This window comes from Streptomyces sp. NRRL B-1140, from assembly GCF_001280065.1.
In the GTDB taxonomy this organism is placed as follows: Bacteria; Actinomycetota; Actinomycetes; order Streptomycetales; family Streptomycetaceae; genus Streptomyces.
The window spans coordinates 83,642-98,162 of the sequence record NZ_LGEA01000125.1; the positions used below are offsets into that span (position 1 = coordinate 83,642).

At 71.7% G+C, this 14,521-nt stretch carries 16 protein-coding genes and 1 riboswitch; of the genes, 11 read left to right on the plus strand and 5 right to left on the minus strand.

Annotation, left to right across the window (positions count from 1 at the left end; genetic code table 11):
* Positions 1-3: 3 nt before the first annotated feature.
* The gene (locus tag ADK65_RS30360) at positions 4-861 is read right to left on the minus strand and encodes a DMT family transporter (RefSeq protein WP_053674194.1); all 858 of its coding nucleotides are present in this window, start codon (positions 859-861) and stop codon (positions 4-6) included.
* 97 nt (positions 862-958) lie between these two features.
* On the opposite strand from ADK65_RS30360, the gene ADK65_RS30365 reads away from it, so the two are divergent.
* The 4 genes from ADK65_RS30365 to ADK65_RS30380 all read left to right on the plus strand — a co-directional run bounded on the left by ADK65_RS30365 (position 959) and on the right by ADK65_RS30380 (position 4,372).
* Positions 959-1,531: an XRE family transcriptional regulator gene (locus ADK65_RS30365; protein ID WP_053674195.1), complete on the plus strand. Its 573-nt coding sequence runs from the start codon at positions 959-961 to the stop codon at positions 1,529-1,531.
* Between the two features lie 293 nt (positions 1,532-1,824).
* Positions 1,825-2,061, plus strand: coding sequence for a hypothetical protein (locus ADK65_RS30370; RefSeq protein WP_053674196.1), 237 nt, complete (start codon positions 1,825-1,827; stop codon positions 2,059-2,061).
* 51 nt (positions 2,062-2,112) lie between these two features.
* Positions 2,113-3,069: a hypothetical protein gene (locus ADK65_RS30375; protein ID WP_159038842.1), complete on the plus strand. Its 957-nt coding sequence runs from the start codon at positions 2,113-2,115 to the stop codon at positions 3,067-3,069.
* 448 nt (positions 3,070-3,517) lie between these two features.
* Positions 3,518-4,372: a S8 family peptidase gene (locus ADK65_RS30380; RefSeq protein ID WP_234353005.1), complete on the plus strand. Its 855-nt coding sequence runs from the start codon at positions 3,518-3,520 to the stop codon at positions 4,370-4,372.
* A 73-nt stretch (positions 4,373-4,445) separates the two neighbouring features.
* Here ADK65_RS30380 and ADK65_RS30385 read toward each other — a convergent pair whose 3' ends face one another.
* Entirely contained in the window at positions 4,446-5,498 is a 1,053-nt protein-coding gene (locus ADK65_RS30385; protein ID WP_053674349.1) for a cation diffusion facilitator family transporter, read from the minus strand.
* A 63-nt stretch (positions 5,499-5,561) separates the two neighbouring features.
* Here ADK65_RS30385 and ADK65_RS30390 point away from each other — a divergent pair, with 63 nt between their 5' ends.
* Entirely contained in the window at positions 5,562-5,921 is a 360-nt protein-coding gene (locus ADK65_RS30390) for an ArsR/SmtB family transcription factor (RefSeq protein ID WP_053674198.1), read from the plus strand.
* A 117-nt stretch (positions 5,922-6,038) separates the two neighbouring features.
* On the opposite strand, the gene ADK65_RS30395 is transcribed toward ADK65_RS30390, so the two are convergent.
* The 3 genes from ADK65_RS30395 to ADK65_RS30405 all read right to left on the minus strand — a co-directional run bounded on the left by ADK65_RS30395 (position 6,039) and on the right by ADK65_RS30405 (position 9,471).
* Positions 6,039-7,262, minus strand: a complete 1,224-nt coding sequence (locus ADK65_RS30395) for a 4-hydroxybenzoate 3-monooxygenase (protein ID WP_053674199.1) — start codon at positions 7,260-7,262, stop codon at positions 6,039-6,041.
* A gap of 22 nt (positions 7,263-7,284) precedes the next feature.
* On the minus strand, positions 7,285-8,889 hold the full coding sequence (locus tag ADK65_RS30400) for an APC family permease (RefSeq protein WP_053674200.1): 1,605 nt from the start codon (positions 8,887-8,889) through the stop codon (positions 7,285-7,287).
* Between the two features lie 153 nt (positions 8,890-9,042).
* Positions 9,043-9,471, minus strand: a complete 429-nt coding sequence (locus tag ADK65_RS30405; RefSeq protein WP_053674201.1) for a CoA-binding protein — start codon at positions 9,469-9,471, stop codon at positions 9,043-9,045.
* Positions 9,472-9,553: 82 nt separating this feature from the next.
* A riboswitch (cobalamin riboswitch) is annotated at positions 9,554-9,744 on the plus strand.
* Between the two features lie 68 nt (positions 9,745-9,812).
* Between ADK65_RS30405 and ADK65_RS30410 the strand changes: the two genes are divergently transcribed.
* From ADK65_RS30410 to ADK65_RS30435, 6 genes are all read left to right on the plus strand, one after another.
* Positions 9,813-10,829, plus strand: a complete 1,017-nt coding sequence (locus tag ADK65_RS30410; protein ID WP_107092420.1) for an ABC transporter substrate-binding protein — start codon at positions 9,813-9,815, stop codon at positions 10,827-10,829.
* A 17-nt stretch (positions 10,830-10,846) separates the two neighbouring features.
* Entirely contained in the window at positions 10,847-11,878 is a 1,032-nt protein-coding gene (locus ADK65_RS30415) for a FecCD family ABC transporter permease (protein WP_053674350.1), read from the plus strand.
* Complete coding sequence (locus ADK65_RS30420; RefSeq protein ID WP_053674203.1) at positions 11,875-12,672, plus strand: ABC transporter ATP-binding protein; 798 nt, start codon at positions 11,875-11,877, stop codon at positions 12,670-12,672. Before ADK65_RS30415 ends, ADK65_RS30420 begins: the two co-directional genes overlap by 4 nt.
* 102 nt (positions 12,673-12,774) lie before the next feature.
* Positions 12,775-13,491: a hypothetical protein gene (locus ADK65_RS30425; protein WP_199825732.1), complete on the plus strand. Its 717-nt coding sequence runs from the start codon at positions 12,775-12,777 to the stop codon at positions 13,489-13,491.
* Positions 13,488-14,030 carry a SixA phosphatase family protein gene (locus ADK65_RS30430; protein ID WP_053674205.1) on the plus strand — a complete coding sequence of 181 codons (543 nt, stop codon included), beginning with the start codon at positions 13,488-13,490 and terminating at the stop codon, positions 14,028-14,030. Before ADK65_RS30425 ends, ADK65_RS30430 begins: the two co-directional genes overlap by 4 nt.
* A gap of 127 nt (positions 14,031-14,157) precedes the next feature.
* Positions 14,158-14,442 (plus strand): hypothetical protein, encoded by a 285-nt coding sequence (locus tag ADK65_RS30435; protein WP_053674206.1) that lies wholly within the window; start codon positions 14,158-14,160, stop codon positions 14,440-14,442.
* Positions 14,443-14,521 lie beyond the last annotated feature (79 nt).

Here is a 14,521-nt window from a genome sequence, read left to right on the forward strand (position 1 = left end):
GGCTCAGCCCGATGCCAGCAGTACCGTCCCGACGAGGGCGAGCCCTGCTCCCGCGGCCTGTACCGCCCGCAGCCGTTCACGCAGGACGCCCCGCGCCGCCACGGCCGTCACCACCGGGTACAGAGACGCCAGCACGGCGGCCACCGTCACCGGGCCGTGCTGCGCGGCGATCGAGTACGTACCGTTCGCGGCGACGTCCGCGAGGCCGACGAAGGCGAGGGCGGGAAGAGAGCGCCAGGGGAAGCCGTCCGCCGGAAGCGCGGGCGACCCGCGCCGCACCGAGACGCAGAGGGCCAGTCCGCCGGCGGCGACGTTCGTCACCCGCTGGACGAACAGGGCGAGGAACAGGCCGGTCAGTGTCGTCGACGCCTCGGCGATCAGCGCCATCACCGCGCCGAAGCCGAACGCCGCGAGCAGGGTCAGGGCGATGGCCTGGCGCTGGACCGGGGCTCCACGGAACTGCGGGCCGCCCGCGAGGCACACACCGGCGACGGCCACCAGGATGCCGACGAACTGCAGCAGGCCGGGGCGCTCGCCCAGCACCAGCCCCACCCCGACCGGCACCGCCACACCGATCGAGCCCAGCGGCGAGATCACGCCCATGGGGCCGAGCGCCAGCGCCTTGTAGAAGGCGAGCATCGCCACCGGCCCGACCAGCCCGGCCGCCACGGCGAACCACAGCTGCGGCCCCGTCTCGCTCCAGCCGCCGGTCGCGACCACGACGGCGCCGAGCACCACCACCGCGATCGACTGCGAGACCACGACCACCGTGAGGGCGGGCGTGCGCCGGGTCAGCAGACCGCCGCCGAAGTCGGCCAGGCCCCACAACAGGCTGGTGGCCAGGGCGAAGAGCGCTGTCATGGGACGGATACCTCGCAGTACAGTGCAGTGAACGATCAGGTCAACCACACCATAGTGCAGTCTGTTGCACTGTGTCATACAGAATATTGGACGGAACGTGTCGGACCTCGACCTGCTGACCCAGTCCCTGGCGCGGAGCGTCAAGCACTGGCGCGCGGTGCGCGGCTTCACCCTGGACGTGCTCGCCGCCCGGGCCGGTGTCAGCCGCGGCATGCTCATCCAGATCGAGCAGGCCCGCACCAACCCCAGCCTCGGCACCGTCGTCAAGATCGGCGACGCCCTCGGCGTCAGCATCACCACCCTGCTCGACTACGAGCAGGGCCCGAACGTCCGCGTCGTCCCGGCCGAGCAGGCCGTACGGCTGTGGCACACCGACGCCGGCAGCTACAACCGGCTCCTCGCGGGCACCGAGGCACCCGGCCCGCTGGAGATGTGGGACTGGCGGCTCATGCCCGGCGAGAGCAGCCCGTCGGACCCGCACCCCGCCGGCACGACCGAACTGCTGCACGTCACGGCGGGCGAACTGACCCTCACCGTCGACGGCGTCGAGCACCGCGTACCCGCGGGCGCCAGCGTCCACTTCGAGGCGAACGTCCCGCACACCTACGGCAACACCGGCGACGCCCCCATGGACATGGTCATGGCCGTCTCGGTGCCACCCGTGACCTGAGCCGGTGAAACGCAGGGCCTGCCGTTCGGATCAGGTCACGGCGTCGCCCGTCTCCGCGACAGGCCGTCAAGTCGACTGTGAAGCAAGGGCGTCGGCCTCGGAGGTGAAACCGGAGTGTGACGCCGGAAGGACTTGGTGACGGACCGAGGTGCGGGCCGGGAGGGGCAGGTGGAACATGGGAAGGGGGAGAGACCGAGGCTCTGGTCGCATCAGGTGTACACGGTCCGCCGTCGGGGGTGTACCGCCCGTGCGTCCCGTCGGCCGCCCTCATCCTGATTGCGGAAGTGGTGGCGATGAGCAGCGAGGACGAGAACTCCGGCCGGAACGCTCACGCGGAGAAGGCCGCCGAACTACGGCCCCGGCGTATGCGGATCCCCGGGTTCGTGACCGGTGACGAAGAGGTGGGGCTGGGAGACGTCGTCAAGCGCGTGACGTACGCGGCGGGGATACGGCCCTGCGGCGGCTGTGAGCGACGGGCCGCCGCCCTGAACCAGTGGGTGGCGTTCTCGAACCGACGTGGCCGCCGGTAGCTGACGACGGCTCACCGTAGATGTCATGACGGCTTGTGGGAGGAGTCACCCATGGAGTCCGAACAGACCGGCATGCTGACGAGCCAGTCCGTGGACGAGAGTGACGACGAACGGACGGGGGTGGTGCCGGCCGAGGACCCCTCGCTGACGCGGGCCGCCTGCCACTGTTCCGGAACACCCCTGTCCGCCACGGACGAGGAGCAGCCGCTGGAGGCCGCTCATACGGAGACCGGCGGAGGCCCGGGCTATGTCTACGCATTGGGGCAGATCCGTGTGCAATTCCCCAGTCTGGGCGTGGAGAAGGAGTTCGCCCAGGCCGTCGGACGGGCCGAGCCACCGGATCTGACGGACGACGAGGCGCTGTACCGCGTGCTGTCGGATCCGGACAATCGTTACCTGGTCAGACAGTTGTGCTTCGTTCTGTCCGTTCAAGGGGTCGAGACCTACATCCTGCACCCTCGTGACTCGGCGGGTTACGACCTGCTGATCGAGGCGATTCGTCCCGTGAGCGGCCCCTGGGACCTCGACGTGGTGATCGGAAGGCGCGGGCCTGTCGCTCCGCCCGAGTTGTGCAACGGCCTGACCGTGCCGGTCGTCGTCTTCGAGCAGATCTACTCATTCGACAGCGGGGAACTGATCAGGGCGGTCGAGCGCCCTTCCGAGATACCCGCCGAAGACTTCGAAACGGCGTCCGGGAAGCTTCTTGAAAGGCTCCTGCAGATCGGCGACAACTCCGGCGCCACGGATGAGCATCGTGCCATCAATTACGCGGCCGTCCGGAACGAGAAGATTTATCAGGAGACGGTCAGGGAGTACGCGAGGGGATTCCGTCTGAGCGCTGTGGAAGTCTGTCCCTCGAGACTGAGCGGCAGTCGAAGGATCCTGGACATCGTGTTCTCGTTCACGAGCCGCAAGGTGGATGTGACGGAGAAGTCTTTCATGCGCATCGACGTCACCGAGATGTTTCCCTTCACGAGGACCAACTGGTCGCCGTACTACGACCGATGAGAGACAGGTGGAGGTGGACGGAGAGGGCGGGGAATGCGAACAGAACGACACAGTCACGTGTCTGCCGACCTGGTCGCCCGCATGGACCGCTGCGTCGGTGAAGACGTCGACCTGTGCGAAGGCCCGTATCTCGGGCTGACGCCGAAGGAGAAGCGATCACCATGAGGATTCCCGGCTTCACCGCCGCATCGGCGGTGTACGAGACAAGGACAGCGGGAGGCGGCCGAATGCCGCGCCCCGAGGGCGGACCGTACGGAGACCGGATCGTCCCCCAAGGACTCTGCGAAATAGAGTTCAGGCCGGTGTGCCAGACCAGTTGCAAGCGTTCCTACGACCCGCGACGCTGCGTTGCGAAGTGTCTCGACTACATGTGCTCGCAGGAGTACGGCGGCGGCAACGGCTGGTAGCACGAATGAACCCGTTGACTCTGGTCGGGCTCACTCCCTTGATGGAGCGCACGCCCGGCCGGTCCAACATCGCCGTCGGACTGATCGACGGAAGAGTGGCACGGGATCACCCCGATCTGCGGGGCCATCCCGTGCGAGAGCTCCACCCCGCGCAGCAGGGGGGTTGCGGCGCGGACGACCCCTGCTGCGCTCACGGAACCTTCGTCGCCGGAATCCTCAGCGCGCGACGAGGGTCCGCGGCGCCGGGCATCTGCCCGCACTGCACCCTGCTGTCGCGGCCCGTCTTCTCGTCCCGCCCGGCCACGTCTGCCGGTGCCCCGGAGTACGGATGCCTCTCCGGAGCGCGGGCCGAGGAGCTGGCGGCGGCCATCGTCGAGACCGTGGACGCGGGCGCCCGAGTGCTCAACCTCAGCCTCGCGCAGGCGGAGCCGTCCAGCGGCCGTCACCGAGTGCTGGACGAGGCCTTGGACCATGCCGCGAACAAAGGCGTGATCGTCGTCGTCGCGGCAGGCAACCACGGAACGCTCGGCACCTCGGTCATCACCCGTCATCCCTGGACGATTCCGGTGATCGCCTGTGACGGCGACGGCCGGCCGCTGAGTCTGTCCAACCTGGGGGCGGAGATCGGCAGACGCGGACTCAGCGCGCCGGGCAAGGACGTCACGAGCCTCGGCAGCGCCGGGAAGCCGCTGAGGATCACCGGCACCAGCGCAGCCGCGCCCTTCGTCACCGGTGCCATCGCGCTGCTGCTCTCACAGTTCCCGGCGGCACGGCCTGCCGTTGTGCGCTTCGCGGTCACTCGGTCCGCCGCGGGCCGGCATCGGCGCGGTTCGGTGGCCCCACCGCTGCTGAACGCCTGGGCGGCGTACAACGCCCTGTGCCGCGACACCGGGTGACGCGAGGCGGTGGACCTGACTTTCGCCAGGACCGGCCACCGCTGATCCACCCGAAACCGCCGTGTCGCTTGACCTACGCCGCCATATGGTGGGCCAGCGGGAGATGGGGATCGCTCTCGCCCGGCACCGGCTCCGGGTCCGCGTGCACCAGAGCCGCGGTCAGCCGCGGCACAGCATGCAGCAGCGCGTGCTCGGCGTCCACGGCGATGCGGTGGGCCTCGCGCACTGTGGCCCCGCCGTCCACCACGACCGCCACCTCGGCGCGCAGCCGGTGGCCGATCCAGCGCAGCCGCAGTTCACCCACCCCGCGCACCCCGGGTACCTCGGCCAGGGCCTGCTCGGCCCGGTCCACCAGGGCCGGGTCGACGGCGTCCAGCACCCGGCGGAACACCTCACGGGCGGCGTCCCGCAGCACCAGTACGATCGCCGCCGTGATCAGCAGACCGACGATCGGATCGGCCGGCTGCCACCCCAGGGCCGAGCCACCGGCTCCCAGCAACACAGCCAGGGAGGTGAAGCCGTCGGTCCGGGCGTGCAGACCGTCGGCGACCAGCGCGGCCGAGCCGATCGAACGGCCGACGCGGATGCGGTAGCGGGCCACCCACTCGTTTCCGGCGAAGCCGACGACAGCGGCCACGGCGACCGCCGGGACGTGCTCGACCGGGCGCGGATCCAGCAGCCGCTCGACAGCCGTCCAGCCCGCGAAGACCGCGGACGCCGCGATCGTCAGGACGATCACGAGCCCGGCGAGGTCCTCGGCGCGTCCGTAGCCATAGGTGAAGCGGCGTGTGGCCGCGCGCCGGCCCAGCACGAAGGCGATGCCGAGCGGGACGGCGGTCAGCGCGTCCGCGGTGTTGTGCACCGTGTCCCCGAGCAGGGCCACCGATCCCGAGACGGCGACGACGACGGCCTGGGCCAGCGCCGTCACGCCGAGTACGGCGAGGGAGACCCACAGCGCCCGCATCCCGCGCGCCGAGGACTCGAGGGCGGAGTCGACCTTGTCGGCGGTTTCGTGGGAGTGCGGGGCGAGGAGGTGGGCCATCCGGTGGCGCAGGCCGTGCCGGGGGCCGTGCTCGTGGCCATGGTCGTGCTGGTGAGAGTGGGCGTGCTCGTGCCGTTCGCTCACGTGGATCCCCTTCCGGTGCGCGCGGGAGTGGACGTACCCGTGCCGTGCCGCCATTATGTGCGTATGAGCGCACGCATGCACCTGTCATCTGCGCACGATGCGCATCCGCGCAGCCCCGGCGAGGAACAGCTCGCCCTCGCCGCGGAGCTCCTCGCCCTGCTGGGGGACCGGACCCGGCTCGCCCTGCTGCACGCGCTGACCAGGGGAGAGGCCGACGTCACGACGCTCACGGAGGTGTGCGGGGCGGCCAGGCCGGCCGTCAGCCAGCACCTGGCGCGACTGCGTCTGGCGGGCCTGGTGACCACGCGCAAGGAGGGGCGCCGGGTGATCTACTCGCTACCCGACGGCCACCTGCGCAGGCTGGTCGACGAGGCACTGAACGTGGCCGACCACCGGCTCAGCGACCGCCCCCTGCACGACTGAGCACGGCTCGCCGGGCAGCGCGCCACAGCCGCCGAGGACGGCCCGCTCCGCCGCGCGCCGCGGTCTCGACGAGTACGCCGCCTCCGTGTGGCGGTCCCGAGGACGCGTACGGCCCGCTCAGTGACGAACCGCCGTCCCGAGGTACTGCTCGGCGAAGGCGGCCGCCGCGGCCGGAGAGGTGAACAGGCGGCGCAGCCTGGCGCGCGCGGTGCCCGCCCGGAACGCGTCGTCCGCCGCCGCGCCGTGGAACACCTCGGACAGCCACTGCGAGAACTCCTGGTAGTCCCACACCCGTCGCAGGCACGCCTGCTCGTAACCGGCCAGACCGCTGCCGTCACCCGTGACCAGCCGGGTGACCAGGGCGTCGCCCAGCAGGAAGGCGTCGTGCAGGGCCAGGTTCATGCCCTTGGCGGCGATGGGGGCGACCAGATGGGCCGCGTCGCCGGCGAGGTGGAGGCGGCCGTGCACCATCGGCTCGACCACATAGTCGTGCATGTCCAGCACGCGCTTCTCGATCAGCCGTCCCTCGGTCAGCGGGGGCGCGCCGGCCGCCCCGAGCCGCTGCCGGAGCTCCGACCAGACGCGTTCGTGCGGCCAGTCGTCCGGGGAGTCACCGGGCGGGCACTGGAGGTAGTAGCGGGTCACGTCCGGGCTGCGTGGCATCTGGCCGGCGAACCCGCGCGGGTGGCAGCCGAACAGCACGCAGTCGGCGGACGGCGGCGCCTCGGCGAGCAGGGCGAGCCAGCCGACGCCGTAGTCGTGCCGCGCGATCCGGAGCCGCTCGGGAGGGAGCGAGGCCCGGGTCGCTCCGCGTGCCCCGTCGCACCCGGCGACGAAGTCGCAGTGCACCAGCCGGCGTTCGCCCGTCCCGGGGCAGGTGTACGACACCGACGGCCGGTCGCTGTCGATGTCGTGCAGCTCCACGTCCCGGACGCCGAAGCGGACCTCGCCGCCGCGGACGTCGGCGTACTCGCGCACCAGGTCGGTCACCAGCAACGGCTGCGGGTAGACGAAGTGGTGACTGCTCGTCAACTCACCGTAGGGGAACCGGTAGCGCTCCCCGTCGAAGCGGAACTCGCACGCGGTGTGCAGTTCCGCCCGGTCCAGGAGGTTCCGGGCGAGGCCCCGCTTCTCCAGGCCCCGTACGGCCCATTCCTCGATGACCCCGGCGCGGGGCCGCTGTTCGATGAACTCGCGGGTCTCCGTCTCCAGCACCAGACAGTCGACGGACGCGGCCCGCAGGATGTTGCCGACGGTCAGACCTGCCGGACCGGCGCCCACGACAACGACTGGGAAGCGTTGCGGGGCGCCGGAGTTCGGGGGCGGAGAGGCGTGGGGCATGCGCACATTATGGAGGCGGGTCTCAGTGGACCGGCACCTGAGTGACGGCCACCTCCTCGATGCTCCGCTCGATCTCGCCGGACAGGGAGGCCGAGGCCCGGGCCCAGTAGTAGATCGCCAGCGAGAACACCGCGACGACCAGGATGTCCCACCACAGTCCGAGGTGCCCCTGGCCGCCGAATCCGCCCTGCCAGGAGATGACGCCCATGCCGAGCAGGTAGACGGGCAGCCACTGGGCGGCCTTCCAGTCGAGCCGGGGAGCGTCGGGCAGGCCCTTGCGCGTGGCGTACCAGGCGTAGCCGCCGAGCAGGACGTAGCCGAGGACGATGGCCACGCCGAGCCGCCACAGGGTGTCCCAGGTGGACCAGTAGATGATGAGGTTGGCCACCACGAACGACAGCGGTGAGAGGACCTTCCCGCCGGGCAGGCGGTAGGGGCGTTCCCGGTGCGGCAGCCGGTCCGCGAAGACGCCGTAGGCCAGCGGGGCGCCCGCGTACATCAGCACGCTCGCCGAGGTGATGAAGCCGACCAGCTGCTGCCAGCTCGGGAACGGCAGGAAGCAGACCACGCCCGTCACGAAGGACACGATCAGCCCGAACCACGGCACGCCGCGCGCGTCGGTGCGGACGAAGATCTTCGGCGCGTAGCCGTTGCGGGCCAGCCCGTAGGAGACGCGGGAGGTGGCCGTCGTGTAGATCAGGCCGGTGCCGCCCGGGGAGACCACCGCGTCCAGGTACAGCACCACGCTCAGCCAGCCCAGGCCCAGCAGGGTCGCGAGCCCCGCCCACGGGCCGCTGATGCCCGGGTAGTCGAGCTTGGTCCAGCCGTGCGCGAAGGAGCCCAGCGGCAGGGCGGCGATGAAGACGATCTGCAGCAGGACGTAGACGGCCGCCCCGATGGCGACCGAACCGATCGTCGCGCGCGGCAGGTCCCGCTGCGGGTCCCGGCTCTCGCCCGCCAGCTGGATCGCCTGCTCGAAGCCCAGCAGGGCGAAGATGATGCCGCTGGAACTGACGGCGCTCAGCACACCGCGGGCACCGAACGGCGCGAAGCCGTGCTCGGTGAAGTTGCCCGGGTGGAAGTTGCCCGCCGCGATGATGAAGATCGCCGCCAGCGGCACGGCCACCTTCCACCAGGTGGCGGCGCTGTTGGTGTGCGCCAGGATCCGCACCCCGAGGAAGTTGACGACGACGAACACGGCCATCAGGGCGACCGCGACGACGAAGCCGCTCGTCGTCAGCGTTCCGTCCTTGGAGTGCTGGAAGCCCTGCGCCCAGTGCCAGTGCCCGGCGTAGCCGATCATGGCCTCGACCTCGATCGGTGCCACCGTCGCGGCCTGCAGCCAGGAGAACCAGCCGAAGGACATGCCGGCCAGTCCGCCGAACGCGTAGTGCGGATAACGGGCGGTGCCGCCGGCGACCGGGAACATGCCGCCGAGTTCCGCGTGCACCAGCGCCAGCAGCACGATCGCCACCGCACCGATGAGCCAGGACAGGATCGCCGCTGGGCCGGCCGCCACGACGGCCTTCTCGGCGCCGTACAACCAGCCCGAGCCGATGATGGAGCCGACCGAGGCCCACATGAGCCCGATCAGCCCGACATCACGGCGCAGGCCGTCTCTTTCCATGAATTCAGGGCCTCTCATAGATGAACTCGGGGAGTTCGGTGAGCAAGAGGCCTCAGATTAGGAATCGACTGCCCAAGGGCAGAAGACGAGTTGTGGAGCCTTGACCGGGCGCGGGAAGCCTTGACCGGCTGCGGGTATTTCCTGGGGAACGCTTCAGGATTCCTGTACGCGGTGATGAGGCAGCCGTGGGATCTCGATGGCCGGGCAGCGGTCCATCACCATCTCCAGGCCCGCCGCGCGGGTCCGGTGGTACGCCGCCTCGTCGATCACGCCGAGCTGGAACCAGACGCCCTTCGCGCCCTTGGCGAGCGCCTCGTCCGCGACGGCTCCGGCGAGGTCGCTGTTCACGAACACGTCCACGACGTCCACGTCGAAGGGGATGTCCGCGAGGCTCGCGTACCCCTTCTCCCCGTGCACGGTCTCCGCCTTCGGGTGCACCGGCACGACGCGCTTGCCGAAGCGCTGGAGCACGGCGGCGACGCCGTACGCGGCGCGCTGCCGGTTCGACGACAGGCCCACCACGGCCCAGGTGTCGCCGAGCTCGGTGAGGATCCTGCGGACCGTTGCCTCGTCGCCGTACACCGGCGGCCTCCTCGCGAGTCGTGGACGAACTGCTTTCCGTTCAACGGCTCCGGGTGCGCGGTGATTCCCCGGACGGCCCCCGTGATAGCTTGCCGAAGCCAGTCGAACCCATGTACGTGGGTCAGGGAATCCGGTGCGAATCCGGAACTGACGCGCAGCGGTGAGGGGGACGGGCGGGGCCTCGGCCACTGGACTTCCGCACGGACGTCCGGGAAGGCGCTCCGACCCGGGTGAACCCGAGTCCGAAGACCTGCTGGCGGCCCCCGCGGCCGCGCGCGGCGGGGGAGCACCGTACGACCGGGCCCCGCGATCGGGCCCTCGACGACTGAGGACTGGTTCCCGTGCCCCTGGCCCGACCCGCTCGCGCCGCCGTCCTGCTCATCACCGGCTCCCTGCTCCTGACCGGCTGCGGCGGCGGCCCGTCCACCGACGCGAAGGCCGCCGTCACGCTCACCGACTGCGGGCACGAGGTCCGTGTCGCCGCCCCACCTCGCCACGCGGTGTCCCTCAACCAGGGCACCACGGAGATCCTGCTCTCCCTCGGTCTCGCCGATCGCCTCGCGGGCACGGCCACCTGGACCGACCCCGTGATGAAGGGATTGGAGAAGGCCAACGCCCGGGTGCCGCGCATCGCCGACGACAACCCGTCCTTCGAACGCGTCCTGGACGCCGAGCCCGACTTCGTCACCGCTTCCTTCGTCTCCACCCTCGGCAAGGGCGGCGTCGCCACCCGCGAGCAGTTCGAGAAACTCGGCGTCCCCACCTACGTCTCCCCGTCCGACTGCGCCGGCAAGGACAACTCGGGCGGGGGCGACGGCACCCGCGACAAGGCCCTCGACATCGACACCGTCTACGGCGAAGTCCACGACCTCGCGACCGTGTTCGGCGTGAGGAAACGCGGCGACGCACTCGTGGCCTCCCTCCGGCAGCGCATGACGAAGGCCACGCAGGGCATGGACGCCTCCGACGTCAGCCTCCTGTACTGGTTCGCGAACTCCGAGTCGCCCTACATGGCGGGCTGTTGCGGAGCACCCGGCATCATCACCCGGGCCCTCGGCGCGAAGAACGTCTTCGACGACACCCACGAGGAGTGGCCACAGGTCAACTGGGAGACCGTCGCCGACCGCGACCCCGACGTCCTCGTCATCGGCGACCTGACCCGCAAGTCCCAGACCGCCGAGTCGGCCGCGAAGAAGATCGCCTTCCTGGAGTCCAACCCGGTCACCAGGAACATGGACGCCGTCCGGCACAAGCGGTATGTGCTGCTCAGCGGGCAGGCCATGAACCCCACCATCCGCACCGTCGAGGGTGTGGAACAGGTGGCCGCGGGGCTGCGCCGGTTCGGGCTGGTGAAGTGACCGCCGGGGAGCAGGGGCTGCCCGCCGCCGGGCCCGGGCGCCTGGCCGGGCTCGCACTGGGCCTGGCCGGGGCCGTCGCGCTCGTGGCGTCCCTCGCCGCGGCCATCACGATCGGCCCCGCCGATCTCGGCGTCGCCGACGTGTGGTCCGTCGTGGCCGCCCATCTCGGCCTCGGCGACGCGGGTCTGACGCCGATCCGGGACGGCATCGTCTGGCAGCTGCGGCTGCCTCGCACGCTGCTGGCCGCCGTCTGCGGGGCAGGACTCGCCGTGTGCGGGGCGGTGATGCAGTCCCTGCTGCGCAACCCGCTCGCCGATCCGTTCGTCCTCGGGGTGTCCTCGGGTGCCTCCACCGGAGCGGTCCTCGTCGTCGTGCTCGGGGTGGGCGGCGGCGCCCTCCCGGTGTCCGCGGGCGCGTTCCTCGGCGCCCTGCTGTCCTTCGCCCTGGTGCTGCTTCTCAGCCACACCCTGGGCGGCACCACCGACCGGGTCGTCCTCGCGGGCGTGGCCGCCATGCAGCTCTTCTCCGCGCTGACCTCCTTCATCGTGATGACCTCCGCCGACGCCGAGACGACCCGCGGCGTGCTGTTCTGGCTCCTCGGCTCGCTCGGCGGCGCGGGCTGGACCGACGTGTGGCTGTGCCTGGGCGTGCTGGCGGTGGCACTGGTGGTGTGCCTGTCGTACGCCCGGACCCTGGACGCCTTCGCCTTCGGGCAGGACGCCGCCGCCGCGCTCGGGGTGTCCGTCGCCCGGACCCGTCTGGTCCTGCTGTGCGTCACGGCCCTGCTCACGGCGGCTCTCGTCAGCTCGGCCGGGGCGATCGGCTTCGTGGGACTGGTCCTGCCGCACGCCGCCCGGGCCCTGACCGGCCCCGGGCACGCACGGCTGCTGCCGGTCACCGCCCTCGCGGGAGCGGTCTTCCTGGTGTGGGTGGACACCCTGGCCCGTACCGTCCTCGATCCGCAGGAGGTCCCCGTGGGAGTCGTGACCTCGCTGATCGGAGTGCCGGCGTTCGTGGCGGTGCTGTACCGGACCCGGAGGGTGCGGTGAGCGGCGCGGAGACGTCGGCGGGGACGGGGCTGCGGGCCGACCGGGTCAGCCGCCGTGCCGACGGGCGCCTCATCCTGGACGGCGTCGTCCTCGCGCCGAAGACCAGCTCCACGGTCGGCGTCCTCGGCCCCAACGGCTCCGGCAAGTCCACCCTGCTCAGGCTGCTCGCCGGGCTGCTGCCGCCGTCATCCGGGGTCGTCACCCTCGACGGCACGCCCCTGGCCGAGCTGCCCCGCCGCACGGTCGCTCGCCGCCTCGCGGTCGTCGAGCAACAGACGGACACCCAGGTCGAGCTGACGGTCATGGACGTCGTGCGGCTCGGACGCGTCCCGCACCGCCGCGCCTGGACACCCTCCTCCGCCGACGACGAGCGGGCGGTGCGCGCGGCCCTGGAGCGCACCGGTCTCGCCGACCGGGCCGGCCGGCTCTGGCACACCCTCTCGGGCGGTGAACGCCAACGGGTGCAGATCGCCCGCGCCCTCGCCCAGGAACCCCGCGAACTCCTCCTCGACGAGCCCACCAACCACCTCGACATCCACCACCAGCTCGACCTGCTCGCCCTGGTCACGAGCCTGCCCGTCACCACCGTCGTCGCCCTGCACGACCTCAACCTCGCGGCGATGTACTGCGACCGGGTCGTCGTCCTGCGCGCGGGAAGGGTGGTGGCGGCCGGTCCTGCGGGAGACGTCCTCACGGCGGAGCTCATCGCCGAGGTGTACGGGGTGCGGGCCGCCGTCAGCCGGGAAGGGCCCGAAGGACGGCCTCATGTGCGGTTCCTCGGCACACTGGACTGAAAGGAGCGGCCGTCCCCGACAGAGGTCTGCAGATCGCGCCACGGTGGCCGGAAAACGCTCGGCCTGCCTGCGCGGGCCCGTCCGCCCGCCTACGCTCGCCTCGTGCTGCGCATCATCGACGCCCGAACCCGTGAACCGGTCGACGCCGCTCCGGCCCGCCGTGGTCTGACGCGCGTCCAGGTGCACGCGTCGGGTTCCGGCACGACGGACCTGCGGGTTCTGCTCGTCGGGGACCTGCTCGTGCGGACCCTGGAGCTCGGCGGCACACCGGTGTGGGCCCTGCTGACCGGCGGCGACCGGCAGGCGGAGCTGCGCGCGGGCGCCACGGCCCTCGGCATCCGCCCCTTCGAGGACAGCACCGACGTGGGTGCCGGTCTGGGCGAGTCCCAGGTCGTCCACGTCGCCGCCGAGGGCGAGGCGGTGACCGGCGGGGTACGGATCACCGTCGCTCCGGTCGAGTCCGGCCCGCCGGATCACAGCGACCCAGCCGCCCTGCGCCTCGCCCTGATCACCCGGCACCACAGCGCCCCCGTCCGGCTGGAGCCCGCCGGACTCGACGAGGCCGGTGCCACCCTCGCCCGCTGGCGCACCGCGGTCGCCCGCTGGGCGCGACAGCCCTCTCGGCCTGTCCCCGACGGCGTGCGGGAGCGGCTGCGCGAAGCGTGGGAGGCCGACCTCGACGTGCCGCGAGTGCTGGAGGTCCTGCGCGGGGTGGAGAGCGACCCGGAACTGGCGGACGGCGCCCGCTTCGAGACATACGCCTACGCCGACCGGCTCCTCGGCCTCGACCTCACCAGTGACCTGGGAGCGCCGTCATGATCGCCCGCAGCAGCGCCGGCCCGCTGCGCCGCCTGGTCGTGCTGCGGCACGCCAAGTCGGCCTGGCCCCTGGACGTCGCCGACCACGAACGCCCTCTCGCCCCGCGGGGCCGCCGAGACGCCCCCGCGGCGGGACGGGCCCTGGCCGACGCCGATCTCCTGCCGGACCTCGCGCTGTGCTCCACCGCCGTCCGCGCCCGCCGCACCTGGGACCTGGCCGCGGCCGAGTGGGGCACACCCCCGCCGGTCCGGCACGACCGGCGCCTGTACGCCGCCGGCCCGTCCGGCCTGCTGGCCGTGGCGCACGAGGTGCCCGCCGAGGTGGAGACGCTGCTGCTGATCGGGCACAACCCAGGGCTGGAGGAACTGGTCCTGGCCCTCGCCGCTGACGGCCTCGACGACACCCTGGAGCAGGTCCGCACGAAATTCCCCACCTCCGCGATCGCCGTCCTGTCCTGGCATGGCACGACCTGGCAGGCGCTGGCCCCCGGCGTCGCGCTGCTGACGTCCGTGACCGTGCCCCGGGGGCCGAAGCACTAGCCCTGCCCCCGGGGGCACGGGCATGCGGCCTTTCCGGTGATGTGCGCCCCGCCCGCGCTGCGCACACGTCCCGCGGCGGGTAAGGCGTCTGAGTCGAACGCCGTGCCGACCCATGAGGAGACCAGTCATGCACGCAGTGATCCGGCGGTACGAAGGGGTGACCGACCCGGCTGAGGCGGGTCGCCGGGTGAACGAGGAGTTCCTGCCGCTCGTCCGCCAGGTCCAGGGGCTCGTGGCCTACTACTTCGTCGATGCCGGCGGCGGGGTGATGGTGTCGACCGGGATCTTCGAGGACCGGGCCGGCGCCGAGGAGTCGACCCAGAGGGCGGGCGGCTTCGTCCGGGACCGGCTCGCCGAGCTGCTGCCCAACCCGCCCCAGGTCACGGCCGGTGAGGTCGTGGCCCACTCGTAGCGGGGGTTTCCCGACGGCTTCGGCGGCCCGCCCCGCCGGGCCGTCGTGCGTCACCCCGTCAGACATCTCAGGGGGCTAA